This is a genomic window from Polynucleobacter sp. KF022 (genome assembly GCF_027924105.1).
GTDB lineage: Bacteria > Pseudomonadota > Gammaproteobacteria > Burkholderiales > Burkholderiaceae > Polynucleobacter.
In genome coordinates this window covers 1,270,087-1,295,893 of record NZ_AP026972.1, presented here as the reverse complement: position 1 = coordinate 1,295,893, position 25,807 = coordinate 1,270,087, and the positions used below count along the sequence as shown (strand labels likewise).

At 46.8% G+C, this 25,807-nt stretch carries 22 protein-coding genes, 1 tRNA gene and 1 pseudogene; 9 read left to right on the top strand and 15 right to left on the bottom strand.

The genetic code is table 11. From position 1 onward, the window contains the following. Positions 1–148 precede the first annotated feature (148 nt). The 3 genes from PKF022_RS06685 (at position 149) to PKF022_RS06675 (ending at position 3,332) form a co-directional block, all read left to right on the top strand. The gene (locus PKF022_RS06685; RefSeq protein WP_281776309.1) at positions 149–1,333 is read left to right on the top strand and encodes an aminotransferase class V-fold PLP-dependent enzyme; all 1,185 of its coding nucleotides are present in this window, start codon (positions 149–151) and stop codon (positions 1,331–1,333) included. Positions 1,334–1,481: 148 nt separating this feature from the next. Beyond that, complete coding sequence (locus PKF022_RS06680) at positions 1,482–1,886, top strand: heme-binding protein (RefSeq protein WP_281777484.1); 405 nt, start codon at positions 1,482–1,484, stop codon at positions 1,884–1,886. Positions 1,887–1,892: 6 nt separating this feature from the next. After that, positions 1,893–3,332 carry a DEAD/DEAH box helicase gene (locus PKF022_RS06675; protein ID WP_281776308.1) on the top strand — a complete coding sequence of 480 codons (1,440 nt, stop codon included), beginning with the start codon at positions 1,893–1,895 and terminating at the stop codon, positions 3,330–3,332. Between the two features lie 40 nt (positions 3,333–3,372). On the opposite strand, the gene gluQRS is transcribed toward PKF022_RS06675, so the two are convergent. After that, on the bottom strand, positions 3,373–4,338 hold the full coding sequence (gluQRS, locus tag PKF022_RS06670; RefSeq protein WP_281776307.1) for a tRNA glutamyl-Q(34) synthetase GluQRS: 966 nt from the start codon (positions 4,336–4,338) through the stop codon (positions 3,373–3,375). Between the two features lie 3 nt (positions 4,339–4,341). Here gluQRS and dnaE point away from each other — a divergent pair, with 3 nt between their 5' ends. Further along, positions 4,342–7,959, top strand: coding sequence for a DNA polymerase III subunit alpha (gene dnaE, locus PKF022_RS06665; RefSeq protein WP_281776306.1), 3,618 nt, complete (start codon positions 4,342–4,344; stop codon positions 7,957–7,959). A 27-nt stretch (positions 7,960–7,986) separates the two neighbouring features. On the opposite strand, the gene PKF022_RS06660 is transcribed toward dnaE, so the two are convergent. Genes PKF022_RS06660 through PKF022_RS06650 form a run of 3 tightly spaced genes read right to left on the bottom strand, consistent with a single transcriptional unit; the run spans position 7,987 to position 10,696 of the window. After that, complete coding sequence (locus PKF022_RS06660) at positions 7,987–9,144, bottom strand: glycosyltransferase family 9 protein (protein WP_281776305.1); 1,158 nt, start codon at positions 9,142–9,144, stop codon at positions 7,987–7,989. A 14-nt stretch (positions 9,145–9,158) separates the two neighbouring features. Continuing rightward, entirely contained in the window at positions 9,159–9,938 is a 780-nt protein-coding gene (locus PKF022_RS06655; RefSeq protein ID WP_281776304.1) for a glycosyltransferase family 2 protein, read from the bottom strand. Next, positions 9,935–10,696: a glycosyltransferase family 2 protein gene (locus tag PKF022_RS06650; protein ID WP_281776303.1), complete on the bottom strand. Its 762-nt coding sequence runs from the start codon at positions 10,694–10,696 to the stop codon at positions 9,935–9,937. The genes PKF022_RS06655 and PKF022_RS06650 overlap by 4 nt, the downstream gene beginning before the upstream one ends. 10 nt (positions 10,697–10,706) lie before the next feature. Here PKF022_RS06650 and msbA point away from each other — a divergent pair, with 10 nt between their 5' ends. Beyond that, a complete protein-coding gene (msbA, locus tag PKF022_RS06645) occupies positions 10,707–12,470 on the top strand; it encodes a lipid A export permease/ATP-binding protein MsbA (protein ID WP_281776302.1) in 1,764 nt (587 codons plus the stop codon). A 13-nt stretch (positions 12,471–12,483) separates the two neighbouring features. Here msbA and rng read toward each other — a convergent pair whose 3' ends face one another. The 8 genes and pseudogenes from rng to PKF022_RS06605 all read right to left on the bottom strand — a co-directional run bounded on the left by rng (position 12,484) and on the right by PKF022_RS06605 (position 19,169). Continuing rightward, positions 12,484–13,947, bottom strand: a complete 1,464-nt coding sequence (gene rng, locus PKF022_RS06640; protein ID WP_281776301.1) for a ribonuclease G — start codon at positions 13,945–13,947, stop codon at positions 12,484–12,486. Next, positions 13,944–14,567, bottom strand: a complete 624-nt coding sequence (locus PKF022_RS06635; RefSeq protein ID WP_281776300.1) for a Maf family protein — start codon at positions 14,565–14,567, stop codon at positions 13,944–13,946. The genes rng and PKF022_RS06635 overlap by 4 nt, the downstream gene beginning before the upstream one ends. A 4-nt stretch (positions 14,568–14,571) precedes the next feature. Next, a complete protein-coding gene (rlmH, locus tag PKF022_RS06630; protein ID WP_216230577.1) occupies positions 14,572–15,015 on the bottom strand; it encodes a 23S rRNA (pseudouridine(1915)-N(3))-methyltransferase RlmH in 444 nt (147 codons plus the stop codon). Between the two features lie 23 nt (positions 15,016–15,038). Then, positions 15,039–15,431, bottom strand: a pseudogene (rsfS, locus tag PKF022_RS06625) (ribosome silencing factor); the annotation flags it as partial. 45 nt (positions 15,432–15,476) lie between these two features. Next, on the bottom strand, positions 15,477–16,166 hold the full coding sequence (locus PKF022_RS06620) for a nicotinate-nucleotide adenylyltransferase (protein WP_281776299.1): 690 nt from the start codon (positions 16,164–16,166) through the stop codon (positions 15,477–15,479). Beyond that, the gene (gene hemF, locus PKF022_RS06615) at positions 16,163–17,074 is read right to left on the bottom strand and encodes an oxygen-dependent coproporphyrinogen oxidase (protein WP_281777483.1); all 912 of its coding nucleotides are present in this window, start codon (positions 17,072–17,074) and stop codon (positions 16,163–16,165) included. Before hemF ends, PKF022_RS06620 begins: the two co-directional genes overlap by 4 nt. 44 nt (positions 17,075–17,118) lie before the next feature. Next, positions 17,119–18,396 (bottom strand): phosphoribosylamine--glycine ligase, encoded by a 1,278-nt coding sequence (purD, locus tag PKF022_RS06610; RefSeq protein ID WP_281776298.1) that lies wholly within the window; start codon positions 18,394–18,396, stop codon positions 17,119–17,121. 53 nt (positions 18,397–18,449) lie between these two features. Next, positions 18,450–19,169, bottom strand: coding sequence for a YebC/PmpR family DNA-binding transcriptional regulator (locus PKF022_RS06605; protein ID WP_281776297.1), 720 nt, complete (start codon positions 19,167–19,169; stop codon positions 18,450–18,452). Positions 19,170–19,321: 152 nt separating this feature from the next. Here PKF022_RS06605 and PKF022_RS06600 point away from each other — a divergent pair. After that, positions 19,322–19,406 (top strand) — tRNA-Leu (locus PKF022_RS06600). A gap of 63 nt (positions 19,407–19,469) precedes the next feature. Here the strand turns inward: PKF022_RS06600 and PKF022_RS06595 are convergent. From PKF022_RS06595 to lptF, 3 genes are all read right to left on the bottom strand, one after another. Then, a complete protein-coding gene (locus tag PKF022_RS06595) occupies positions 19,470–20,411 on the bottom strand; it encodes a CysB family HTH-type transcriptional regulator (protein WP_281776296.1) in 942 nt (313 codons plus the stop codon). A gap of 62 nt (positions 20,412–20,473) precedes the next feature. Continuing rightward, positions 20,474–21,628, bottom strand: coding sequence for an LPS export ABC transporter permease LptG (lptG, locus tag PKF022_RS06590; RefSeq protein ID WP_216230571.1), 1,155 nt, complete (start codon positions 21,626–21,628; stop codon positions 20,474–20,476). Next, positions 21,625–22,740: an LPS export ABC transporter permease LptF gene (gene lptF / locus PKF022_RS06585; RefSeq protein ID WP_281776295.1), complete on the bottom strand. Its 1,116-nt coding sequence runs from the start codon at positions 22,738–22,740 to the stop codon at positions 21,625–21,627. The genes lptG and lptF overlap by 4 nt, the downstream gene beginning before the upstream one ends. 158 nt (positions 22,741–22,898) lie before the next feature. Here lptF and PKF022_RS06580 point away from each other — a divergent pair, with 158 nt between their 5' ends. Genes PKF022_RS06580 through lgt form a run of 3 tightly spaced genes read left to right on the top strand, consistent with a single transcriptional unit; the run spans position 22,899 to position 25,798 of the window. Then, positions 22,899–24,509, top strand: coding sequence for a leucyl aminopeptidase (locus PKF022_RS06580; protein WP_281776294.1), 1,611 nt, complete (start codon positions 22,899–22,901; stop codon positions 24,507–24,509). A 30-nt stretch (positions 24,510–24,539) separates the two neighbouring features. Further along, positions 24,540–25,004 carry a DNA polymerase III subunit chi gene (locus PKF022_RS06575; protein ID WP_281776293.1) on the top strand — a complete coding sequence of 155 codons (465 nt, stop codon included), beginning with the start codon at positions 24,540–24,542 and terminating at the stop codon, positions 25,002–25,004. Positions 25,005–25,009: 5 nt separating this feature from the next. Continuing rightward, positions 25,010–25,798, top strand: coding sequence for a prolipoprotein diacylglyceryl transferase (gene lgt / locus PKF022_RS06570; RefSeq protein ID WP_281776292.1), 789 nt, complete (start codon positions 25,010–25,012; stop codon positions 25,796–25,798). The last annotated feature ends 9 nt before the right edge of the window (positions 25,799–25,807 follow it).

Here is a 25,807-nt window from a genome sequence, read left to right as displayed (position 1 = left end):
CATAAATACAGGCTTTAAATGCCTATTTATAGGTTTATTTAAGTAATTATTTCAAATAATTTGTATACAAAATGGAAAATTGGCAAAAATTGTCATACACTAGCGTTAGAAATAACACCCATAAACACACCCATAAGTGAGACAAAGCATGTTGAAACTTGATAACCACGCATCAGGACGCCACTTTTTGCATATTCCTGGCCCAAGCCCTGTGCCCCCACGCGTACTGCGCGCCATCAGCTATCAAACCATCGACCATCGTGGTCCTGAGTTTGGCGCCTTCGGTCTGAAGGTTTTAGAAAACATCAAAAAGATTTTTAAAACTGAGCAGCCGGTCATTATTTATTCCGCTTCCGGAACTGGTTCTTGGGAGGGTGCTTTGGTAAACGTACTGAGTCCTGGCGACAAAGTGTTGTTCTACGAAACTGGTCAGTTTGCTAACTTGTGGCGCGCACTTGGCAAGCGCCTTGGTTTAGATGTTGAGGTAGTTGGTAAAGCAGGACAAGATAGCTGGCGTTGGGGTGTTGACGCTGCAGTAATCGAAGAGCGTTTGCGAAAAGATACTGGTCACGAGATCAAGGCCGTTTGTGTAGTGCATAACGAAACTTCTACTGGTGTCACTTCCAATATTGCAGCGGTACGTAAAGCGATTGATTCTTTAAAGCACCCAGCCTTGTTACTTGTAGACAGCGTATCTGGCTTGGGTTCGGCGGATTATGAGCATGACAAGTGGGGCGCTGACGTGACGATCTCTGGCTCACAAAAAGGCTTGATGTTGCCACCTGGCATTGGCTTTAACGCCTTGTCACCCCGTGCTATCGAAGTCAGTAAGACTAACAAAATGCATAAAGCATATTGGGCCTGGGATGAAATTCTCGAATCCAATAAAACAGGTTACTGGCCAACGACTCCGAGCACCAATTTGATGTACGGTTTGCATGAAGCGATGGATATGATGATGGCCGAAGGATTGGATACGATCTTTGCACGCCATCAACGTTTGGCAGCAGCTTGTCGTGAGGCAGTAAAGGCCTGGGGTTTAGAAATTCAGTGTCAAGACAAAGATTGCTATTCACCAGTGCTCACTTGCATTGCAACACCTGAGGGTATGGATGCTGATGTATTGCGTAAACATGCGCTGGAGAAATTCAATCTCTCCCTGGGCACTGGTTTGGGCAAGATCAAAGGCAAGGCATTCCGTATCGGCCATTTGGGTGATTGCAATGAATTGAGCTTGATGGCTGCTTTAAGTGGTGTAGAGATGAGCTTGGGCTCTATGGGCTTTAAGCCCAAGGCCAGCGGCGTAGTTGCTGCCCAAGAATTTCTCAAATAGCCTTAAATAATCAATTAGTTGGGTGGAGACAGGGTGTAGCAAGGCTTCTAGACCGGAGTCGGGCTACACCCCTTATAATTCAGGTGCTCTGTATAGATAGCACTTTCATCATATAAAACATATTCGAGACAAAGAAAGATTAACCATGTTGGCTACTAAACCTTATTTAACTCAAGCTGATGTTCAAAAGATTTTGAATGCAGCCGATCAACACGCTGCTAAAAATAATTTAGCAGTGACGATTGCCGTTTGTGATGATGGCGGTCATATGTTGGGTTTAATTCGTCGTGATGGTTGCGCTCCTTTGTCTGCCTATATTGCTCAAGAAAAAGCACGCACTGCTGCAATGGGTAAACGTGAGACACGTGTATACGAAGAAATTATTAATAATGGTCGTCATGCTTTTTTATCTGCCCCCCATGTATCGGGCATGTTAGAAGGCGGCGTCAATATCGAGGTAAATGGGTTTACCATCGGCGCAGTCGGCGTTTCCGGCGTTAAATCTGCGGAAGATGCTGAGACCGCTAAGGCCGGCATTGCCGCCATCATGTAAGTTACCTTGACAAATACTGCTACTGAAATAAATTTTTCTACAGGGGTTAGCGATAGCGCTACCCCTACCGATGTTAGTAACACCCCTCCAGCAACTATTACTTTTGCTGACTTTGGTTTAGACCCGAAAATTCAAAAAGCGGTCTCTGAGCAGGGCTACAACACTCCAACTCCCATTCAAGCGCAATCGATTCCGCATGTTTTGGCGGGAAGCGATTTAATGGGTGCTGCGCAAACTGGTACTGGTAAGACCGCTGCTTTTGTATTGCCGATTATTCAAAAGATTTTGCGCCACGCTAGTAATAGCGCGTCTCCGGCGCGTCATCCAATTCGCGCATTGGTTCTCACGCCCACGCGTGAGTTAGCAGTGCAGGTTGCTGAGAACGCAGCCAGTTATTCCAAACATACAGATTTACGCGCTGCAGTAGTTTATGGCGGCGTAGATATGAAAGAACAAGTTGCAATCTTACGCAATGGCGTAGAGATTTTGATTGCTACCCCTGGGCGCTTGCTCGACCACATTGGTTCTAAAGTGGCCAATCTCTCTCAAGTAGAAATATTGGTCTTAGACGAAGCCGATCGCATGCTCGATATGGGCTTCTTGCCAGACTTGCAGCGCATCATTGATTTGATTCCAGCGCAAAGACAAACATTGCTGTTCTCTGCTACTTTCTCACCAGAAATTAAAAAGCTGGCGCAAAGTTACTTGCGCACCCCGGTAACGGTTGAGGTCGCCCGTCAAAATGCTGCAGCTGATACGGTCAAGCAAGTGGTGCACATGGTTTCCTCTGCGGATAAGCAACGCGCAATTGTGAAGGTATTAGAGGCCCGCACTCGTGCTGGTTTATCACGTCAATGCATCATCTTTACCAATAGCCGTTTGGGTTGTGCAAAATTGTCACGCGCACTTGAACGTGATGGTATTAAAGCGGGCGCCATTCATGGTGACAAGAGTCAGGGTGAGCGCACTTTAACTTTAGATGCGTTCAAGTCTGGCGCCATTGAAGCGCTGGTGGCCACTGATGTAGCAGCGCGCGGTTTAGATATTCCGGACATGCCTTGCGTTATTAATCATGAGTTGCCATACAACGCAGAAGACTTTATTCATCGTATCGGTCGTACTGGCCGTGCCGGTAGCAAGGGTGATGCGATTGCCTTAGTTGATGCTAGTGAGAAGCGCTTACTCGACGATATTGAAAAGTTGATGAAGCGTAAATTGGATGTGAAGCCGTTACCTGAAGGTGCGCCCTCACCAAGTCGCCCATCATCTAGTGGCTATGGCAGCGCGCCAGCTAAGATGTCTGATCCCTTCTTCTATAAGCCATACGAGCCATCTGCATCTACAGCATCTGCTACAGATCCTGCAAAGCCAGAAGAGAAAAAAGCAGGCATTACTCCTGCTAAGCCGGCTGTTGGTGCTTTGCTTGGCGGCTTTAAAAAGAAATAAAGAAACCAGAAATCAATTGCAAGAAGAAAAGCAAAGCGATTTAGCTTTTCCATGCACGAGTAGCTGCCAGTAGCCACTCTGCAATAGTGACATTCTCGCCATCAGGCAAATTACGTAACCCCAAATGTTTGGCAGCCTTACGTAACTCTATGAGCGAGTGTTTTTCATCTTGAGTATTGATTTTTGTTGCCAATGTTTGCTTGCTCAGTTTTTCGCCATGCTCATCGAGTACTAGAGGTAAGTGCAGATACTCCGGTCTTGGGTATCCTAGCAATTCCTGCAGATAAATTTGTCTTGCAGTATTGCTTAATAAATCTTCGCCACGGACGATATGAGTAATGCCTTGCTCTGCATCATCGACAACAACAGCAAGTTGATAAGTAAACAGGCCATCGCTTCTCCGTAGAACAAAATCACCTACTGCAGTATTGAGATCTTGGCTTTGTTGGCCCAACCCTAAATCCTGAAATTGAATATGGCAATCCGCTGGAAGAGCGATACGCCAAGCCCTTTTTAAATCTTGAAGAGTGGGCTGAGGATTACGATTTAAATCGACGATACCCAAAGTGGTAGGCCGGCAGGTGCCTGGATAGACCATTTCCTGGTTTCGAGGGGTTTCTATGCCAAGTCTGATCAGGGCATTGGCAATGGTTTGCCTGGAGCAGGTGCAGGCATATAGGCATTCTTGTCCATTTAAGCGCTCTAAGGCAGCTTGGTAGGCCTCTTGGCGTTGGGATTGATAGATGATCTCCTCATCCCAAGAAAGCCCACAGGCAAGCAATTGGGACTGAATTTGCTGGGTTGCCTCAGGGATGCACCTTGGGGCATCTAAATCCTCAATTCTGAGAAGCCATTGACCCCCATTTTTTCGGGCATCTAGCCAGCTTCCAAGGGCTGTGGCTAGGGATCCGGCATGGAGTGGTCCGGTAGGGGATGGGGCAAATCGCCCGCGATAGCCGCCGGCTGGGGATGCAAGGTTTTTAGGTGTCGACACAGCTAAAATCATCTCATGGCTTCACCCCGTTTTGTTCATCTCCGCGTCCATTCCGAGTTTTCGATTACGGATGGAGTCGTTCGCATTGATGATGCGGTCGCAGCAGCTGTCAAAGACGAGATGGGTGCCCTAGCCATCACGGATTTAAGTAATTTATTTGGTTTGGTGCGTTTTTACACTGCTGCACGCTCGAGTGGTATCAAGCCGATTGCGGGTGCTGACGTTTGGATTAGCAATCCTCAGGATCCGGATCAGCCCTATCGTTTACTGTTATTGGTACAAAACCATTCTGGCTATCTCAATTTATGTGAGTTGCTCAGTAGAGCATCTCTCGATAATCAATCTCGCGGTCGCGCTGAAGTGGATTCAGCTTGGTTTAGTGAGCCTGCCGCTAAAGCGGAAGATAAAGCAGCAAAACGCACTTTGTCTTATGGATTGATTGCACTCTCAGGTGCGCGTATGGGTGAGGTTGGAACAGCATTGTTAGCCGGCCAAGAAGATCATGCCAAGATTGTTGCGCGGCGTTATGAAAAGCTATTCCCAAAGTCTTTCTATATTGAAGTTCAGCGCGGCGGCAATCCTCAGGATGAAAAACAACTGCAACTGGCATGTCATCTAGCTAGTGATTTGGATTTACCAGTAGTTGCAACCCACCCAGTGCAGTTCATGCAGAGAAGTGATTTCACGGCGCATGAGGCCCGTGTCTGTATTGCCGAAGGTGAATTGCTGGGCAATCCTCGCCGCACTAAAAAGTTTAATGAAGAGCAATACTTCCTCACTCAAGAGGAGATGGAAAAGCGTTTCGCTGATTTGCCAGTAGCCATAGCCAACTCGGTTGAAATCGCTAAGCGATGCAATCTCTCTTTAGTTTTAGGTCAGCCGCGCTTGCCGGATTTTCCAATTCCGCCTGGAATTAGTTTGGAAGATTATTTATTGCAACAATCTGAGATCGGTTTAAAGCGCCATATGGAGCGCAACTTCCCAGATGCAGAAGAGCGCGAAAAAGAAATGGCGCGTTATCACGAGCGTTTAGTGTTCGAGGTGAAGACCATTTCTCAAATGGGCTTCCCAGGCTACTTCTTAATCGTGGCCGACTTTATCAACTGGGCAAAAAATAATGGCGTACCGGTGGGTCCAGGCCGTGGATCTGGTGCAGGCTCTTTAGTGGCTTACTCACTCGGTATTACCGACTTAGATCCACTGCGTTACAACTTGCTCTTTGAGCGCTTCTTAAATCCAGAGCGGGTATCGATGCCCGACTTCGATATTGACTTCTGTCAGCACGGTCGTGACCGTGTGATCCAGTACGTAAAAGATAAATACGGTAAGGATGCAGTCAGTCAGATTGCGACTTTTGGAACGATGGCTGCTAGAGCGGCGATTCGCGATGTGGGTCGCGTACTAGAGCAGGGCTATAACTTTGTGGATGGCATTGCTAAGCTGGTGCCGAATAAGCCAGGTCAATATATGACTATTGAGATGGCAAAGAAGGAAGAGAAGCAATTAGCCGAACGCGAGAAGAATGAAGACGAGGTGCGTCAATTACTATCTTTGGCGCAGCAGTTAGAAGGCATGACTCGTAACGTCGGTATGCACGCGGGTGGTGTGTTGATTGCTCCTGGGCGTCTCACTGATTTTTGTCCACTGTATACCCAAGAAAGTAAAGATCAAGACAGTAGCTCCGTCATTAGTCAGTTTGATAAAGATGACGTAGAAGCGATTGGATTGGTAAAGTTCGATTTCTTGGGCTTAACCACCCTAACCATCTTGGCGGCTGCAGAGCGCTGGATTAAAACTTTACATGCTGATCGCAGAGATTGGAATATTGGGGAGATACCGCTCGATGATGAAAAAGCATTTGATGTTCTCAAGCGTGCTAATACTGTCGCAGTATTCCAGCTAGAAAGCCGCGGTATGCAAGGCATGCTGCGTGAAGCCAAGCCCGACCGCTTTGAAGACATCATTGCTTTGGTGGCATTGTATCGCCCAGGTCCAATGGATTTGATCCCAGACTTTATTGAGCGTAAGCATGGCCGTCAAAAAGTAGAGTATCCCGATCCGCGTATTGAGCCTGTTTTGCGTGAAACCTACGGCATCATGGTTTACCAAGAGCAGGTGATGCAGATGGCACAGATGATTGGCGGCTACTCATTAGGCGGCGCTGACATGTTGCGTCGTGCGATGGGTAAGAAAAAGCCAGAAGAAATGGCGCAGCATCGCAAGATCTTTAGCGATGGCGCAAAAGCCGGTGGTATCTCTGAAGGTAAGGCCAACGAGATCTATGACTTGATGGAGCGTTTTGCGGGCTATGGATTTAATAAGTCTCACGCTGCTGCATATGCACTTCTAGCCTATCAAACTGCTTGGCTTAAGGCGTATTACCCAGCTGAATTTATGGCGGCCAACTTATCGCTCGCTATGGATGACACCGATAAGGTAAAGATTCTGTATGACGATTGCTTGGCCAACAACATTCGGGTGTTCTCACCAGACATTAATACGGGAGTTTATGATTTCACGCCATTGCGTGCACCTGATGCAGCACCAGATTCCCCGATTAGTCATATTCGTTATGGCTTGGGCGCGGTGCGTGGCACTGGTGAGGCAGCAATTGAATCTATAGTTAAAGCACGAGAAACCGGCGGCCCATTTAAAGATTTGTTTGATTTCTGCGCGCGCGTAGATCGTCGCCAGGTGAATCGCCGTGCTATAGAAGCGCTCATGCGTGCTGGTGCATTTGATAGCCTGTATCGTGACTCCGTGCCTGCCGGTGGTAATTTGTATGACATTCGCTCTACCTTACTTGCTTCTTTAGCAAGAGCGATTGAAGCTGCCGAGCAAGCTGAGGCTTCGATTCACCAGGTGAGCTTGTTTGAAGATGCTGGCGAAGAGAATCGCCATCTACCAGAGTTAGTACGCGAGCCTGTTTGGTCTGAAAAGAAGCGTCTGCAAGAAGAGAAGAATGCTTTAGGACTTTGTTTAACGGGTCATATGTTTGATGCCTATCGTGACGAGACCTCCCACTTCATTCGTCAACCTTTATCAAAAGTCACTGAAGGCAAAGATCAGCTGATCGCTGGCATTATCACTTCAGCGCGGATGTTGACTGGCCAGCGCGGTCGTATGATGATTGCAACCATCGATGATGGCACTGCAGCTTTAGAGGTAACTTTGTATAGCGAAGTATATGAACCCAATCGCTCATGGCTCAAAGAAGACGAGCTATTGGTTGCTAAAGTGAATGTGACCCCAGATAAGTTCTCAGGCGGTATGCGGATTGTGTCTGAGGCTGTTATGGATATTACCGGTGCTCGAATGCGTTTTGCTCGCAACGTCCATGTCTGTATTGATAACGCCATCGATATCAAGATGCTTCGCAGTCAAATTAATCCTTACTTGATGGCCAATCGTGTCAGAGATCCTAAGTTAGGAGCTACTGCTCCAGCTGTACCAGGATCAAATGATGGCATGAAGGGCTTGATGTTGACTGCTGCGGTGACAACTAGCGGCGGCGCCTGTTTAATGCAGTTCCCAGAAGAGCTGCGCATCTATCCAGACGACGCTTGTTTGCATGGCCTGAATCAGATTTTGGCTTCCAAACAAAAAGACCCTGTGCAGGTTCAGTACCACTAAGAATATTTTTTTAGTGTTGTCGCTAATTTAGTTTGCTAGCGCTTTTTGAATCGCTTCAATTACTTGTTTAGGCTCTAGTAGATCCAAACACTCGCTATAGCTATCCGCTTTATCAAGACAACCTGCTTTGCGGCAAGGTACGCATTCACCTGGACCTTGCAAAATAGTGACATTACCCACAGTTTGTGAGCGAGCACGTAGTTGAAAAGGCTGCTCACCTACAAAACCATTAGGCCATGGGCCAAAGTTGGTTGGGGGTGTGGCACCAAAGAGGGCGATAGTAGGAGTATTGCAAGCTGCTGCTAAATGCGTAATGGACGTATCTACTCCAATGTATACAGTAGCACTGCGAATGAGCGTCCCCGCCTGTGGAATGGATAACTTGCCAGCAGCGTTAATCACCTGACTCTTTATATCTTCCGCCAACAAAGACATGATGTCGTGATTCAGTTGTACATCTTGCTTGGCCGGAGAGGCGCTCAACACCACCTGAAATCTTTGTTTCACTAGCCACGTAATAAGTTCCTGCCAGTACGCTAATGGCCAGCGTTTATAAGCAGTCAGCGGTCCTGGGTGAACAACAATATAGGGCTGCTTGAGTTCGCCGGCAATGATAGGCGTTAAAGGCTCGCCTGCTGGGGGTGTGACTGATATCGGCTTAGAAAATAATTGCGCAGAATTTTTAAAGAAAGCTTCTAGTAGGCGCAGCTTTTCGGTAATGACGTGTTGATTAAAGTAATCCACATCGACGGTATGCAAGCAAATCAATTTCTTCCATGCATTTTGTTTATTGCTCTTGGTGCGCTTATGTTGATCTTCGGCATCTTTGCCTTGGGGGTGACCACCGAGAACACCAATTCTTCTAAAAGCTGACACCAGACCATACAGGTATGCGCGATCACTGGGTTGGGTTACAACAGCTAGGTCATAGCGCTGAAATAAACGATTGAATAGAGAGAGGTATTCACGAAATCCTGGGCGATCAGATGTCTCGATGATCTCAGCGATATCGGGATTGCCATGCAGCATCTCTAGCTTGCCGCGATATCCCAAAAAGTGAAACTCCGCATCTGGCCAGAGCTCTCTAGCCTTGCTAATAAGGGGGGTTGTTACCAGCACGTCACCAATCTGCCGTGTGGCAATGAATAGCACTCTCTTAGGCTTGAGGGTAGAGTAATTCGTCATAGCAGTATGAGTATTTACAGTGCCTTTGCCATGATTTTTTCACGCACACGCCGTGCGTTCTCAGCAGCATTGCTTTGATCATGAATTTTATGGAAAAGGTGCAGCACTTCAGTCGACCAAGAGCCCGATTTACGGGTGATGCCATGATGCTGCATTCTAAAAACAAAATCCGCATCTTCATGGCCCCAACCAGTCATGGTTTCATCAAAGCCATTAATGGCTTTAGCATCTGATTTCCAGCAGGCCATATTACAACCCTTGATACGGCGCCAGACAAACTTTTTGTAATCACGCCATGAGCCATTACCCAGTTTTATTTTGAGAGGCCAGTATTTATTAATGCCTCCAGCAATTCTTTTGCTGAATAGAGCTGTGCAGAAGGCGGAGAAGTTCCATTGAGGCCAGGAGAGTAACTCCTTCGTGAGATCTTCACTAAGTAACACTCGGCTGCCGGTGACGAGATATCCTTTTTGTGCCAATGCGCGATGCCGCGCTATAAAGTCAGGCTGAACAATGCAATCCCCATCCAGAAATACCAGGTAGTCACCATGGGCTGCATCAATCGCTTGATTGAGTATTTTGGTTTTCCGAAAACCAATATCTTCTTGCCATAAATGAGTAATGGCTATGGGAGATGAATGCTTGAACGATTCAATGACCTGTTTGGTGCTCTCGGTGGAGCCATCATCGGCAATGATGATCTCAAAGTCTTTATCTGTTTGGGTTGCGAGTGATTCGAGACAAAGCTTGAGCGCTTGTGGCCAGTTGTAGGTGGCCAACAAAATCGAAATCATTTATTCGCTTCCTGGTTGAGGTGCCAGAGCTTGATATAGCGGTAGTAAGTACCTTGACCATTGGATACAGCCAAAGCAAACCCTTGCGCGCCATCTAAAAAACCTGCGCGAATAATATACGTGCGAATAAATGCCCAAACACCATGAAGAACGGCTTTTAGAGGACTGCTAGTTTTGCCCTTGGCAAATGCTTGCTCTGCCGATGCAGTCGAATAGCGATCAAGTTTTTGCAAAACTTGGGAGTAGTTCATAAAACTGTAATGCAACATCGGGTTTTCTAGTTTGGCGACCTGCCCATTAGGAATGAGTCTTTCATGCACCAGGTCATCAGAGAAGCGGGCAGTACCACGCTTAAAGAGACGGTCAACATAATCAGGGCTCCATCCGGAGTGGCGGATAAATCGACCGCAATACCAAGACAATCTGGGAATAGCAAAGCAGTCCACATGAGCGCTATGGTGAATTGCCGTCTGGATTTCTGAGCGCAGGGCAGGAGTTAACCTTTCATCGGCGTCCAAAGAGAGTACCCAATCGCCTGTTGCGAGATCTAGGGCCCGGTTCTTTTGGGGGCCAAATCCAGGCCAGTCTGAAGGCTGGGAGATGGTTGCCCCATGGTTTTGGGCTATTTCTAGGGTGCGGTCAGCGCTATTGGTATCTACAATCACGATCTGCTGGGCAATCCCCTCTAGGGAGGCCAGACAGTCGGCCAAATTGGCCTCTTCATTGCGGGTGATGAGTATGACGGATAACGTGGGCATAATTCATTATATGAATGCTAAAGACCGTACCGCACTAAATCGCTTAATTACGTACCTAAAGCCCCATATTGGCTTGATAACTGGCTCCCTACTGGCTATGGCGGTAGTGGCTGCTGCCGAGACCTCCATCCCGGCATTAATGAAGCCTCTTTTAGACCGCGGCTTTACTGGTCAGCTCAATAGCAAGCTTTGGCAAGTGCCGGTTTTCTTAGTGGGCCTTGCATTGGTCCGCAGTTTGGCTCAGTTCTTCTCCAATTATTTGCTATCCCGCGTGATTAATTCAGTATTGCTCAAGTTACGGGAGCAAATGTTTCAAACTTTATTGCATGCAAAGACAAGTTTTTTCCAGCAGAACTCCGCATCTAAATTAATCAATGCCGTTGTGTTTGAGGTAAATAATGTTCTCTCAGTGATGGGTGGCATGTTGATTAGTTTGGTGCGTGACTTGTTGACGGTTATTGGCTTAATGGGATATTTAATTTATTTGAACTGGCAATTGACATTAGTTGTCCTGATTATTTTCCCTGTAATTGCATTTGTCATGAGTAAAGTGAATCGCCGCTTGAGATCGCTGAATAGAGAACAGCAAACGCTCACCAGCGATTTAGCTTATATCGTTGAAGAAGCTGCCGCGGGTTACAAAATTGTCAAAGTACATGGTGCTGAAGAATATGAAATGAATCGCTTTAGACAAAAGGCTGAGCGTGCACGTCAGTTTGCCTTGAAGTCTGCAGTAGCTGGCGGCCTAAATCAGCCCATTACCCAGCTAATTGCCTCCATGGCTTTATCCGTAGTATTGGTTATTGCATTGATGCAATCTGCCACTGAAGGCACGACTGTTGGCGGCTTTGCGGCCTTTATTACCGCCATGATGTTGGTCATTTCACCACTTAAGCATTTGGCTGACATTAATCAACCCCTTCAGCGTGGCTTGACTGCTGCTGAAATGGTCTTTGGCATGATGGATGAGCCATTTGAGGAGGATGAGGATCGCAAGCTCAATATGCGATCTTTAGAAAAAGCAAAAGGCGCTATTCGCTTTGATGATGTTGGTTTTTCGTATCAACAAGAGGTGGGGCGTAAAGATGCTTTACGTAATATCAATCTCAGCATTAAGCCGGGCGAAGTTGTGGCCTTCGTTGGCCCATCGGGTGGTGGCAAATCCACGCTCGTCAATTTATTGCCGCGCTTCTATAAGCCAACTAGCGGCCATATTTTCTTGGACGATATTCCCCTGGAAGATATTGTGTTGGCTGATGTTCGTAAGCAAATTGCATTCGTCAGTCAAGATGTGATCCTCTTTAACGATACGATTGCGGCAAACGTGGCATATGGCGCAGATACTCAAGAGGCAATTGATCGTGGCCGAGTGATAGAGGCCTTAGAGGCTGCGAATCTGACCGCACTCATTAAAGAATTGCCTGAGGGTATTGATTCGATGGTGGGTGATAACGGTAATCGCTTATCTGGCGGGCAACGCCAGCGTATGGCGATAGCGCGCGCAATCTATAAAAATGCCCCAATTTTGATTTTGGACGAAGCCACTTCAGCCCTGGATTCAGAGTCTGAGCGCCAAGTGCAGGATGCGCTTGATCGCCTTATGGCGGGTAGAACTACTTTGGTAATTGCTCACCGCTTGTCAACTATTGAACATGCTGATCGTATTGTGGTGTTAGAGCATGGCCAGATTGTAGAAAATGGCTCACACGAAGATTTGATTAAGCAAGATGGACTCTATGCCAACCTGCATCGCATCCAATTTTCTAACGCTTAATTAACGAGTAGGTTTAACTCAGAACAATATCGTATTGCTCTTGGCGGAAGCTACCTTCAGCCTGGAGGGTAATTGGCTTACCAATAAAGTCACCTAACTGTGCCAAGAATTGATTCTCTTCTTCTAGGAAGAGGTCGATGACATCGGGCGCTGCTACGATTCTAAATTCTCTTGGGTTAAATTGACGGTGCTCTCGCACAATCTCGCGCAAAATCTCGTAACAAATAGTTTGAGCAGTTTTCACTTCACCCTTGCCAAGGCAGGTAGCACAGGGCTCGCAGGTGATATGGGCTAAGGATTCGCGAGTGCGTTTACGAGTCATCTCCACTAAGCCTAGCGCAGAGAAGTCACTTACTGAAGTGCGAGCATGATCACGTTCTAGATTTCGATTGAGCTCATGTAATACAGACTCTTGATGATCTTTGCCAACCATGTCGATGAAATCAATGATGATGATCCCGCCGAGGTTACGCAAGCGTAGCTGCCTTGCAATTGCTTGGGCTGCCTCCAAATTCGTTTTGAAAACTGTGTCATCCAGATTGCGCGCACCAACATAGCTGCCAGTGTTCACATCAATCGTTGTCATAGACTCGGTTTGGTCAATCATCAAATAGCCACCGGACTTGAGATCAACTCGACGACCGAGTGCCTTATTAATTTCAGCATCGACATCAAATAAATCAAAGAGTGCACGTTCACCACGATGCAATGTCAGCTTGCCTAAAAGATTAGGCATGTAAGCATTAGTAAAAGCCTTCAACTTCTCGAAATTCTCAGCCGAATCAACCCGAATTTGTGTGGTTTCTTCTCCAGCCACATCGCGTAAGACGCGTTCTGCCAAGCTGAGGTCTTGATAGAGCAGGGTGGGCGCGGGATTATTTTTCATCGCCGCATGAATATTGTCCCAAGTGGTGCGCAGGTACAGCATGTCATGCTGCAGCTCAGTATCGGAAGCATCCTGAGCGCTGGTGCGCACGATAATGCCACCTTTTTCATCGGATGCCATTAAGCTAGCGAGACGAGCCTTGATAGCTTCACGCTCTTCGGGTTGATCGATGCGTTGAGAGACGCCAATATATTTTTCGGTAGCAGCATCGCTGCCAGCAGGCGGTAGGTAAACCAAATTACGCCCAGCAATGCTGAGTTGAGTTGTCAGGCGCGCACCTTTTGTACCTAAAGGATCTTTAAGAACTTGTACCAAAAGGGTTTGACCTTCAAACAATAATTTTTCAATTTGTGCCTGAGGATTATTCTGCGTGATATCAGCAACGTGCATAAAAGCAGTGCGCTCTAGTCCAATCTCGATAAATGCCGATTGCATACCCGGTAGAACTCGAACCACTTTGGCTAAATAGATATTGCCCACAATACCGCGTTGGCGAGTGCGTTCAATTTGCAGCTCTTGAACCGCCCCTTGCTGAATTAAAGCAACTCGCGTTTCTTGCGGTGTGATATTGATCAGTATTTCTTCGTTCATTTGCTAGTCAGGCCGGCAATTTCAAGTAATTGTTGGGTTTCATAGAGGGGTAGGCCCATGATACCGCTATAGCTCCCCTGAATAGTGGGAATAAAAGTGCCTCCTAGGCCCTGAATGCCATAGGCCCCAGCTTTACCAAAGGGTTCACCGCTGGCGATATAAGCGTCAATCTGTATTGGAGATAGCTCTGCAAATTGCACGCGCGATACCTGTACCAAAATATTGGGTATTTCGGTTGGGGCTGGCGTAAGGGCAACGGCGGTTAGTACCTCATGTACTTTGCCACTGAGCATATTGAGAATCCGCGCAGTATCTGTTGCATCACTTGGTTTCCCTAAGATTTCACCATCAGGACTGTTGGGCAGGCTAACCGTAGTATCTGCACAAAGAATTGGAGCCCAAGGCAAACCACTGCTTTGCCAACGATTCAGTGCTGCTGCACTTTTTGCCAGGGTTACGCGTTCAACATAGACTCGCGCTTTTTCTTGAGGAAGGGGAGTTTCGATACTTTCACTATCTTCATCAGAAGTGGGTAAAAGCATTTCAAAGCGTACGCCAATTTGTTTTAAGAGCTCTTGGCGACGCGGACTTTGTGAGGCGAGATAAATAAATGAGCTCACAAGATTACTCACGATGGTAGGGGTGACCCTGCAGAATAGTCCAAGCGCGATAGAGTTGCTCTACCAGCAGCACTCTAGCCATAGCGTGGGGAAGGGTGAGGCTAGAGAGGCGCCACATTGCTTGAGCAGTTGCTTTGAGGCTGGCATCCAGGCCATCTGCGCCGCCAATTAAGAAAGTGATATCGAACCCCTCTTGGCGCCAGCTGGCCAGTTGAGTGGCTAGATTCTGAGTAGTCTGGTCTTTACCGCGCTCATCTAAGGCAATGACTCTTGAGCCTTTAGGAATGGCGGCAGCAATTTTGACAGCCTCTTTAGCGGGCGTCAGGTCTGGCTTAATTTCCTTAATTTCAATACTGCAGTCTGCAGGCATTCTTTTGATGTAGTCATGGGTTGCAGTCGCAACCCAATCGGGCATCTTATGACCAACTGAAACTATGGTGAGGCGCATTGATACGTTCAGCGACGAACTTACTCGTCGTCCTCGTCTTCCGATTCGCTGGCTTTGACAAGGCCTTTGCTGCCAGCCAATTTGACGCGTACAGGTTTTGCACCCCACATACCTTCAAGCTGATAGTAGGAGCGCAGCATCGGTTGCAAAATGTGTACGACAATATCGCCGCAATCAACCAATACCCATTCACCGGTTTCTAAACCTTCGACAGAAATCACATCGCCGCCTTTAGTGTTGACAGCTTCTTTTACTGACATTGCTAAAGAGCGGGTTTGACGATTACTTGAGCCGGTGGCAATAACCACGCGATCAAACAATTCACTTAATTTGCTAGTGTCATAGACGCGGATATCTTGCGCCTTCACATCTTCTAGAGCATCAATCACGACGCGTTGTAATTTACGTAAGTCCATATTTTCTCGGCAATAATTTTTGTATTTAGGATGATCTTAGCTTGATTACTGATACAAGCCCAGATTTGTAATTATTTCTAGGGTGTGGGTGGGAATTTGCTCAGATGCAATAGTGCTTCGTGAGCTGGATTTAAGGCAATCTCGTAATTCGGTAGAGGATAGATCGACATTAAGGCTTTCATCGATATATATGAGGCCTGCAGCGCTATTTTCAAGGGCAGCAGGATCTTTTGTCTGGTGATTTTGCAAAAATTGATTCACCTCGGCGCTGGTTTCCACCTGCAAATCATGATGGGGTCTACTAGCCACAGCAAAATTGACATATTGACTGAGCTTTTCCCAAGAATTCCAGCTTGGTAAGGTAACTAAAGAATCTGCCCCCATCAACCAAGTCAGGCTGGCATCTCTACCAAATCGTTCACGTAAGGCTTTAACAGTATCAATGGCATAACTCGGGCCAGCACGATCAATTTCCATGCGATCAATACCTACTTGAGTGGAGATTTTTAAATACAAAAATGCACGGGCTAAGTCAATTCCCGCAGCCTCGGTTAACTTAAGGCGCATTTCAGCGGAAGTGATGCCGGTACCTTTTTGCCATGGTTCACCACTAGGGATTAGCAACAGTGCATCCAAACGCAATAGTTTGGCAAAGTGCGCTGCCAGCTTTAAATGACCAACATGGGGTGGATCAAAAGTGCCCCCCAAGATGCCAATTTTTTTCAAGGTATTCAAGCCAGCCAATCTCGAGGCTTCAGGTAGTAGTCATAGAGCTTGGCCTCAGGTGTGCCAGGCTTAGGTTGCCAGTTGTACCACCATTGCACTACCGGAGGCATCGACATCAGAATGGATTCAGTACGGCCACCTGAATGCAAACCAAAGATCGTCCCTCGATCAAAGATGAGGTTGTATTCCACATAACGACCACGACGATATTCTTGGAAAGCTTTTTCTTCAGCAGTAAAGCTATCCTGGTAGCGGCGCTGAACAATCGGCAGGTAGGCGTCAATGAAGGCATCGCCCACGGCACGAGTCATCGCAAAACTTTTTTCAAATCCGAGTTCATTAAAGTCATCAAAGAATACTCCGCCGATACCGCGTGGCTCTTCGCGATGCTTTAAGTAAAAATATTCATCACACCACTTTTTAAAGCGAGGATAGAGCTCTTCGCCAAAAGGATCTAATGCATCTTTAGCTGTTTGATGAAAATGCTTGCAGTCTTCATCAACGCCGTAATAGGGTGTGAGATCGAAGCCTCCACCAAACCACCAGACAGGCTCTTTATCGGGCGCTTGCGCAATAAAGCAGCGCACATTCATATGGGTGGTGGGCACTTTAGGATTATTTGGATGAAACACTAAAGAAACGCCCATCGCCTCAAAGCTACGCCCAGCTACTTCTGGTCGGTGATGTGATGCAGACGGCGGCATTTGATCGCCGCGTACGTGTGAGAAACCCACACCACCCTTTTCCAGGATATTGCCGCCATCCAAAATACAGGTGCGACCATAACCTTTGAGTTTGCTATCTTCTGGCTTATGCCATTCGTCAGCAATAAAAGCCTTGCCATCCAATGCACTCATTGCAGTAGTAATGCGATCTTGCAAGCCTAAAAAGTAATCTTTTAGGGCGGCGATATCGATTTGGGTATGTTGATCTGACAAGAGCGTTCTAACTTTAGATAAATTTACTTAATAGCGCGATAACCAATATCTTTGCGATATTGCATGCCATTGAACTTGATGTGGTTGATTGCTTCGTATGCTTTTTGTTGGGCGCCGCGAACGGTATCAGCAAGTCCAACCACACACATCACACGTCCTCCAGAAGTGACTACCTTGCCGTCTTGTAATTTCGTACCGGCATGGAATGTGATTTGATCTTCAGTGTCGTCAGGTATGCCGGTAATGATATCCCCGGCTCTTGGGGTATCAGGGTAGTTATGGGCGGCCAATACAACGCCAAGAGCGGTACGACGATCCCATTCCAGCTCGACTTCATTCAGGGTGCCATCCACAGCGTGATCCAAGGCATTGACGAGATCACTTCGCAGGCGCGCCATAATTGGTTGTGTTTCTGGGTCACCCATACGGCAATTAAATTCTAAAGTCTTGATCTTGCCATCAGGCGTGATCATTAAGCCAGCATATAAGAAGCCGGTGTACGGAATGCCATCAGCTTGCATGCCCTTAACAGTTGGCATGATCACTTCACGTAATGCGCGCGCATGAATTTCTGGGGTGACTACTGGAGCAGGAGAGTAGGCACCCATACCACCAGTATTAGGGCCTTGATCGGCATCGAGTAAACGTTTGTGATCTTGGCTAGTTGCTAAAGCTAAAACATTCTTACCGTCAACCAACACAATAAAGCTAGCTTCTTCGCCAGTGAGAAATTCTTCGATGACTACACGTGCGCCAGCATTACCTAGTTTATTGTCAGCCAGCATCATGTCAACTGCAGCGTGCGCTTCTTCAAGGCTCATAGCCACAACGACACCTTTACCTGCCGCAAGGCCATCCGCCTTGATCACAATTGGTGCGCCTTTGGCATCGATGTATGCATGTGCTTCTAGAGCATTAGAGAATGTTTGGTAATCCGCAGTCGGAATACCATGACGCTTCATGAAGGCTTTGGAGAAATCCTTAGAAGACTCCAATTGCGCTGCTAATTGTGTTGGTCCAAAAATACGCAAGCCATTATTGCGGAATACATCAACGATGCCGGCCGCCAGAGGGGCTTCAGGACCAACAACAGTTAGATGAATCTTCTCGCGCTTGGCAAAATCAGCCAGCTCTTGCAGTCCGCTGATGGGTAAATTCTCAATACCTGCAGCAGCTTGCTTAGCCGTAGCGGTGCCGCCATTACCTGGGGCAACATAAACCGTTTGTACTTGTGGGGATTGAGCTAGCTTCCAAGCAAGTGCATGTTCGCGTCCGCCAGATCCGATCAGTAGAATTTTCATAACAAGCTATCTAGTATTTAAATAAGGTAATTAAAAGAAATCAATTTCAAGAATCAAAGTGCAGCGTTCGTAAATACCTCTTGAACGTCATCCAAGTTCTCAAGAGCATCTAGCAACTTCTGCATGCTTTCAGCTTGCTCGCCTTCTAGAGCAATCTCTGTCTCGGGGCGCATGGCAACAGTTGCAAGCTCTGGCTTGAGACCTGCTTTATTAATAGCATCTTGGACTTTTGAAAAATCTGGAACAGGAGATAACACCTCCAAGGATCCATCATCATGCGTAATGACATCTTCTGCGCCAGCATCTAACGCAACTTCCATGAGTTGATCTTCGCTGGTGCCTGGGGCAAACAACATTTGGCCGCAATGTTTGAATAAGAAAGCAACTGAACCTTCTGCGCCCATATTGCCGCCATTTTTATTAAATGCATGGCGCACTTCGGCGACGGTGCGGGTGCGATTATCGGTCAAGCAATCAACAATGATGGCTGCGCCATTAATGCCGTAGCCCTCATAACGAATTTCTTCATAGTTCACACCCTCAAGAGAACCAGTACCACGCTGAATTGCTCTTTGCACGTTGTCATTGGGCATATTGGAGTCTTTGGCTTTATCAATAGCCAGACGTAAACGTGGATTGGTAGCAACATCGCCACCGCCTAATTTGGCGGCTACGGTAATTTCTTTAATGAGTTTGGTCCAAATCTTGCCGCGTTTTTCGTCCTGACGACCTTTGCGGTGCTGAATATTGGCCCATTTCGAATGGCCGGCCATACGGGTAAGTCCTTTTAATAATTTGGCTAGAAGTCCTCATTTTAAGGGGTTCTAGACCCAAGGTAGGGGGTAAGGGGGCATTTTTTGTTACACTCTCATGTCTTAGCAGTAACAAAGTAGCAAAGTAAGCAGAATTTCCACTGCAAACACCTGCCTCGGTGATGGAATTGGTAGACGTGCCGGACTCAAAATCCGGTGCCGCAAGGCGTGGCGGTTCGAGTCCGCCCCGAGGCACCACTCAAAAACAGATCTGTTTTTGAGGATCTCCCAAATCAGAATCAAACACCAGACTGTGGCCGGTTAAATCTCGTACGTCTCGGTTTCGTTCGACATGGCCTGCTCAACAATTTTTTTGGTGAGCGTTGGCGAGAAGAGTTCAATAAAGGTGTAAACAAATGAGCGAAGGTAAGCGCCTTGTTTAACACCTAGATGGGTCACGTTATTGCCAAATAAGTGTCCTGCAGGAATCACTTTGAGATTGCGGTCTCGATCGGGATCATATGCGTGACCCGCAACGATGCCGATGCCCATACCAGTCTCAACGTAAGTTTTAATCACATCAGCATCAATCGCCTCCAAAATAATATCGGGTGTGATATTTCTTTGTGCAAAAGCTGCATCAATCTTACTGCGTCCCGCAAATGCTTTGTCGTAGGTAATGATGGGGTACTTAGCAATCTCTTCTAACGTCAGTGTGGCCTGGTTGAGTAGTGGGTGACTGAGTGGCACCATCAATACGTGATGCCATTGATAGCCCGGCAGTGCCAGCACGCCTGGCGTATTGGCGATTCCTTCAGTGGCAATCGCAATATCAGCGCGATCATGGGTGAGTAATTCCGCAATTTGACCTGGACTGCCTTGCTGAATGCTGACCTTTACCTTTGGAAAGCGCTTAGTAAATTCGGTGAGAACTTTGGGTAGGGCATAGCGTGCCTGAGTGTGGGTGGTGGCAATCACAAAGCTGCCTTGATCTTGGCTCGCAAAATCCTTGCCCACTCGCTTGAGTGTTTCAACTTCATCCAAGATGCGCTCGATCGAGCTCAAAATCCGCTTTCCAGGTTCCGTCATAGAGCGAATACGCTTGCCGTGACGACGGAAGATTTCAACGCCTAATTCGTCTTCTAGCTCGATGATGGCTTTAGACACCCCTGGCTGGGAGGTAAAGAGTGCCTTTGCGGCGGTCGTTAAGTTGAAGTTTTGTCTAACGGCTTCTCGTACAAATCGGAATTGGTGGAGATTCATAAGGATTCCTGTCTTTATATCAACAATGATATAGGAATCACATTCTAAATGATTTTTTGGTATTAAGCCTTAGAAACCCAGCGCAATCCAACAAGCGCCAATAGGAAATACAGCAGGGGCGGAGTGAGGGCGGTAAGAAGCGATGGCCAGGAACCCAGTAACCCCACATTTGAAAACAAGGAATTAAAGAGTTGAAAGCTCATACCCAGCATGATGCCGCCAAATACCTTAATACCAACACTGCCTGCACGTACCTTGAGGTAAGCGAACGGTAGTGCCAATGTGAGCATCACAAAAATGGTGAATGGATAGATGACTTTTTTCCAGAAAGCAATTGAGTGCCGATGCGCATCTTGTTTGTTATCACGCAGATGAGAAATAAATCGACCCAAGCTCACAATCGACATTTTTTCCGGACTGATTAACAGCACGCTCAAAATTTGTGGGGTGACTTCAGACTCTAGGGTGAGAATCGGATGAGTGAAAGTCTGTGCAGAAAAAACAGGATTGAGAGGGTCAGATTGCTTGGTTTCTTTAAAGCGGGTTTCTGTTACATCATTTAAAACCCAGATACCTGTCTCATCAAACTGTCCAGAGACCGCGCTGCGAATAGAGAGGAGATGGTAAGTGTCATCAAACTCATACATGCGGATATTGCGAATTTCATTATCCTTATCAACCTTGCCAACGTTGACGTAGCGCACTCCAGGGCGAACCGGACCACTACCATCTTCATCACGTAAGCGATCCTTTACCCATACACCCGTTCTGAACTGGGATGAGTATGCCGACCCCATAGCCTTCATGCGAATCTGATCAGACTTCGCTTCGGTATAAGGTCCGACCCATTCACTCATGATGAGCGTAAGTGCAATTAAAGGAATAGAAATTTTAGTGAGCGTGATCAGTCCGCGTTTTACATCCAAACCAGCGATACGCAAGATGGTGAACTCAGATTGACTAGCTAACATCGCAAATACATAAATACTGCCTATTAAGCCTGCAATCGGAATAATTTCAGAGATGCGGCTTGGCGCCTTGAGTAGAACGTGCAGCAGAGCCAAGGGAAGTGTATAGGCGCCTTGCACTGAGCCGAGTTCACTCAAGATATCAAAGAATAAAAATAAAGCCACCAAAGCAAAAAGAATGAAGCCAAAAGCAGCATAGATCTGCTTGGCTAGATAGCGCTCGTAGATAAAGGGGAAGAGGATCTTCATTTTCTGGCAATGGAAGCGGGTAATTGGCGGAGCCACCACTTCAATGAAGGATTAATACGATTGCGAATTAAGACTGTTGCAATCAAAAGCGCAAGTAAGTGTATCGGCCAGATGGCTACAAAAACACTGACCTTGCCTTGTGAAACAAAATTTTGCGTCAGGTTTAGCAGGTTGCTATAAATCAGGTAAATCAATACCGCGTAGAACATCGCAGTGTAATTACCAAGACGTGGATTGACATATGCAAGTGGTATGGCAATCAACACTAAACCTAAGGCCATTAATGGCAAGCCAATGCGCCAGAGTAATTCAGCGCGATTAGGATTGATTGTCGCTGGGTTGGTGTCATTGAGTAGCTCGTCGACTGTTTTTTCACGATCACGTGGCGCAGGCGCTAAGGCATCCTTGCTGCGAATTTTGGTGCTGTATTCATCAAACTCGAGAATTCTAAAATCAGGCTGGGTGGGTTGTCCTTCATAGCGCCGGCCGTTATGTAGAACAATGGATTTTTCGCCGCCTTCAGAATTTTGAATATAACCAGAAGCCGATACAGCAATGCTTAAACGACCGTTCTTAGAGTCTGCTACGAAGATATTTTTGACTTCGCTTTTATCGACATCGAGCTCTTCAATAAAGAAGACGCGTTCTGCTTTTGCTGATTCTTTAAATTGACCAGCGCTCACCATAGATACATCATCACGTTGTTGAAAGCGCTGACTAATTAAGGTTGATTCCCGATTAGCCCACGGCCAAACAAAAAGAGCGAGTAAGGCAATGACAATAATGAGTGGAGTTGCAAATTGCAAAATTGGACGAATGAGATTGGTGACGCTTAAACCGCTGGCAAACCAAACAATCATTTCTGAATCTTTGTACCAGCGCACTAAAACAATCAGCGTTGCGACAAATAGGGAGACCGTCAAAAGAATGGCAAGGTAGCCCAAAGTGGCTAAGGCAATTAAAACCAGTGCATCCTCTGGGTTAACCGCTCCGTTAGCGGCGTAGCCCAAAATACGGATCACTAGGGTAGTCACCATAATGGTGACTAAGACCAAAAAGACCCCGCCAGTCGTAAAACTGAGTTCGCGGCGAAGGGCCTGTTTAAAAATCATGAGAAATAAGGGTCTGGATTCGTGGGGTTATTGGGTTCTGTAAATGGCTTATATTGCTAGTGACAAGGGAGACTATTCTCATGTCGGAGGATAATGGATAAACGTCCCGGATTAGCAATTTCCTCTCTTTTGAATCGACCAAAATACCGTAATAGATTATGACAATTCAATTTAGTACCAAGATTTTCCCTCAAGCCGACCTTCAGAGCTCAAAACTCCAGAAAACTAGCCTCAAGTCCTTGCTTGGACATACGACCGACTGCTTGGTTTTGGCCTACTCCAAGGCAGATTTTGATAGCTTCTCAGGCGCAAAGGGCGCCAAAGCAAAGGTAGGATTTTTGCCGGAACTAGATGTTCTGCTTGGAGGTTCTGTAAATCACGCCAACATCGTTGGAGATTTGGATTCTAAGCAGGCCTCCGTTTGCATGTTGCGTACAGAAAAATCCTGGGCCGGAAATGGTGTTAAAGCTAAACGCGTCTTGTTAGTGAGCTTGGGTGATGTTCATCTTGCCAGTGAGCGCAGCTTAACGACTTATTCCAAAGTAGCTCGTGCTGCCTTAAAAGTACTTAGTGGCGGCTCAATTGAAAATGCACTTTGGTTTACTCCAAGCTTTGCTCTCGCACACAAAGCAGATTTCATTGCAGAAGAAGTGCGTCTTACTGTTCAGTATGCTGGTGATCAAGCTTATCGTTTTGGTGTTCGTCAGCCAGCGATGAAATTCAAGGCTAAAGATAAGGCGGATACGTTTAAGCAGTTGGTATTTGCTGGAAACGATGATTGCGCTAAGGAATTGAAAGCCGCTGTAGAGCAGGGCGTAGCGATGGTTGAAGGAATGAACCTGGCAAAAGATTTAGGCAATCTTCCTCCAAATATCTGTACGCCAACCTACTTGGGTAAGGCTGCGCAAGGCTTAAGCAAGAAGACAGCTTTAAAAGTCGAAGTGCTTGGGCGCAAGCAGATTGAGGCTTTGGGCATGGGCTCGTTCTTATCGGTTGCTAAGGGATCTGAAACTCCGCCGCAATTTATTGTGATGCGTCATCAAGGCGGTAAAGCGGGTGAGGCCCCGATTGTTTTGGTAGGCAAGGGCATTACTTTTGACACTGGTGGTATTTCACTGAAGCCTGGCGAAGCGATGGATGAAATGAAGTACGACATGTGCGGTGCTGCATCTGTCATTGGCACCATGTATTCAGTTTCATTGATGAAATTAAAAAAGAATGTGATTGGCGTCATTCCTACTTGTGAAAACATGCCATCTGGTCAAGCTACACGTCCAGGTGATATTGTGAAGAGTATGTCTGGGCAGACAATTGAGATTCTCAACACTGATGCAGAAGGTCGATTAATTCTGTGTGATGCTTTGACGTATGTCGAGCGATTCAAGCCAGCAGCGGTCATTGATATTGCCACCTTAACTGGTGCCTGTGTGATTGCCTTGGGCCATGTTCATAGTGGGTTATTTTCTGAAGATGAGGGTCTAGTGAGTGAGCTCACTAAAGCGGGTCATGCTTCTTTGGATACCGTATGGCGCTTGCCTTTAGATGCTGCCTATCATGAGCAACTCAAATCCAATTTTGCCGATGTCGCCAATATTGGGGGACGTCCAGCTGGCAGCGTAACCGCAGCCTGTTTCTTATCTCGCTTTACTGAGAAATACAAATGGGCCCACTTGGATATCGCTGGAACTGCCTGGAAGAGTGGTGCCGCTAAAGGATCTACTGGTCGCCCGGTTCCTTTGTTAGTGAACTTCTTGCTTGAACGCAAGTAAGCAGTGCGCGTGTCTTTGGATAAAAACTGAATGGCTCGAATCGATTTTCATAGCAACGTGAATGACAAGCTGGAATACGCTTGTCGATTAACGCGCAAGATTTGGAGTGCTACGCCTGAGGGTGAGCCCGTTCGCAATATTGTGATGGTGGGTGAGAAGGCTGACCTGCAAAAGCTAAATGATCTTTTATGGGCATTTAGCAGTACTGATTTTTTACCCCACTGCTTTATTGAAGATGAAGCCGCAGCAGAAACGCCGATTGTTTTAACGGATGATTTTGCCTCTTCGGCTTTAAGCAATATACCTCATGCAGATGTCATGATTCATTTAGGTATGCGAATGCCTGCCGATGTACCAGCATTAGTGGCGCGCTTTCCCAGAATAGTTGAGGTAGTTACCGTCAATGAGGCTGAGCGTTTGGCTGGGCGCGATCGCTATAAAGCCTATCGAGATTTAGGTCACGAGTTGCACAACTTCGACCAATCCAAAAGTTAGCATCTATGTTGATTCATCCTGAGTTTGACCCCGCAGCAATTCGTATTGGGTCCTTTGCGATTCATTGGTATGGATTGATGTATCTGATGGCCTTTGTGCAGTTTTTGCTCTTAGGTCGCTTACGCATTAGAGCGCCTCGTTATCAGGCCTTGGGCTGGACCTACAAAGATCTTGAGGACCTACTTTTTGCAGGCGTTCTCGGTGTTGTGCTTGGGGGCCGCTTGGGCTACACCCTGTTTTATATGCCAGGCTTTTACTTGGCCAACCCTTTGAGTATTTTCAAAATCTGGGAAGGCGGTATGTCTTTCCATGGTGGTTTGCTGGGTGTACTTGTTGCGCTGTACTGGTTTGCTAAAAAGCGCAAGACCACTTTTTTTGTCGTCAGTGATTTGGTAGCGCCACTTGTTCCCTTTGGTTTGGCTTTTGGCCGCCTTGGAAATTTTATTAATGGTGAGTTGTGGGGAAGGCCAACCGATCTTCCATGGGCAATGGTATTTCCGTTAGTGGATTCTGTGCCGCGTCATCCCTCCCAGATATACCAACTGCTCGGCGAGGGCCTATTGCTAGGTATCGCTCTATGGATTTATGCAGGTAAGCCAAGACGTGTTGGTCAGGTATCTGGATTCTTCTTATTAGGTTATGGCATTTGTCGTTTCTTAGCAGAATATGCTCGAGAACCAGATGCATTCCTTGGCTTGCTTGGCTTGGGTCTATCCATGGGTCAATGGTTATGCGTGCCAATGATGGTGTTTGGCATCTATCTGATGACCACATTTAAATCTAAGAGTACTTAACGAGTTCAG

What these genes read in the sequence shown, in the direction of transcription:
- PKF022_RS06685 (WP_281776309.1), top strand. Translation starts at nt 149, where the DNA reads ATGTTGAAACTTGATAACCACGCATCAGGACGCCACTTTTTGCATATT.
- gluQRS (WP_281776307.1), bottom strand. Translation starts at nt 4,338, where the DNA reads ATGATTTTAGCTGTGTCGACACCTAAAAACCTTGCATCCCCAGCCGGC.
- dnaE (WP_281776306.1), top strand. Translation starts at nt 4,342, where the DNA reads ATGGCTTCACCCCGTTTTGTTCATCTCCGCGTCCATTCCGAGTTTTCG.
- PKF022_RS06660 (WP_281776305.1), bottom strand. Translation starts at nt 9,144, where the DNA reads ATGACGAATTACTCTACCCTCAAGCCTAAGAGAGTGCTATTCATTGCC.
- PKF022_RS06655 (WP_281776304.1), bottom strand. Translation starts at nt 9,938, where the DNA reads ATGATTTCGATTTTGTTGGCCACCTACAACTGGCCACAAGCGCTCAAG.
- PKF022_RS06650 (WP_281776303.1), bottom strand. Translation starts at nt 10,696, where the DNA reads ATGCCCACGTTATCCGTCATACTCATCACCCGCAATGAAGAGGCCAAT.
- msbA (WP_281776302.1), top strand. Translation starts at nt 10,707, where the DNA reads ATGAATGCTAAAGACCGTACCGCACTAAATCGCTTAATTACGTACCTA.
- rng (WP_281776301.1), bottom strand. Translation starts at nt 13,947, where the DNA reads ATGAACGAAGAAATACTGATCAATATCACACCGCAAGAAACGCGAGTT.
- rlmH (WP_216230577.1), bottom strand. Translation starts at nt 15,015, where the DNA reads ATGCGCCTCACCATAGTTTCAGTTGGTCATAAGATGCCCGATTGGGTT.
- purD (WP_281776298.1), bottom strand. Translation starts at nt 18,396, where the DNA reads ATGAAAATTCTACTGATCGGATCTGGCGGACGCGAACATGCACTTGCT.
- PKF022_RS06605 (WP_281776297.1), bottom strand. Translation starts at nt 19,169, where the DNA reads ATGGCCGGCCATTCGAAATGGGCCAATATTCAGCACCGCAAAGGTCGT.
- PKF022_RS06595 (WP_281776296.1), bottom strand. Translation starts at nt 20,411, where the DNA reads ATGAATCTCCACCAATTCCGATTTGTACGAGAAGCCGTTAGACAAAAC.
- lptG (WP_216230571.1), bottom strand. Translation starts at nt 21,628, where the DNA reads ATGAAGATCCTCTTCCCCTTTATCTACGAGCGCTATCTAGCCAAGCAG.
- lptF (WP_281776295.1), bottom strand. Translation starts at nt 22,740, where the DNA reads ATGATTTTTAAACAGGCCCTTCGCCGCGAACTCAGTTTTACGACTGGC.
- PKF022_RS06580 (WP_281776294.1), top strand. Translation starts at nt 22,899, where the DNA reads ATGACAATTCAATTTAGTACCAAGATTTTCCCTCAAGCCGACCTTCAG.
- PKF022_RS06575 (WP_281776293.1), top strand. Translation starts at nt 24,540, where the DNA reads ATGGCTCGAATCGATTTTCATAGCAACGTGAATGACAAGCTGGAATAC.
- lgt (WP_281776292.1), top strand. Translation starts at nt 25,010, where the DNA reads ATGTTGATTCATCCTGAGTTTGACCCCGCAGCAATTCGTATTGGGTCC.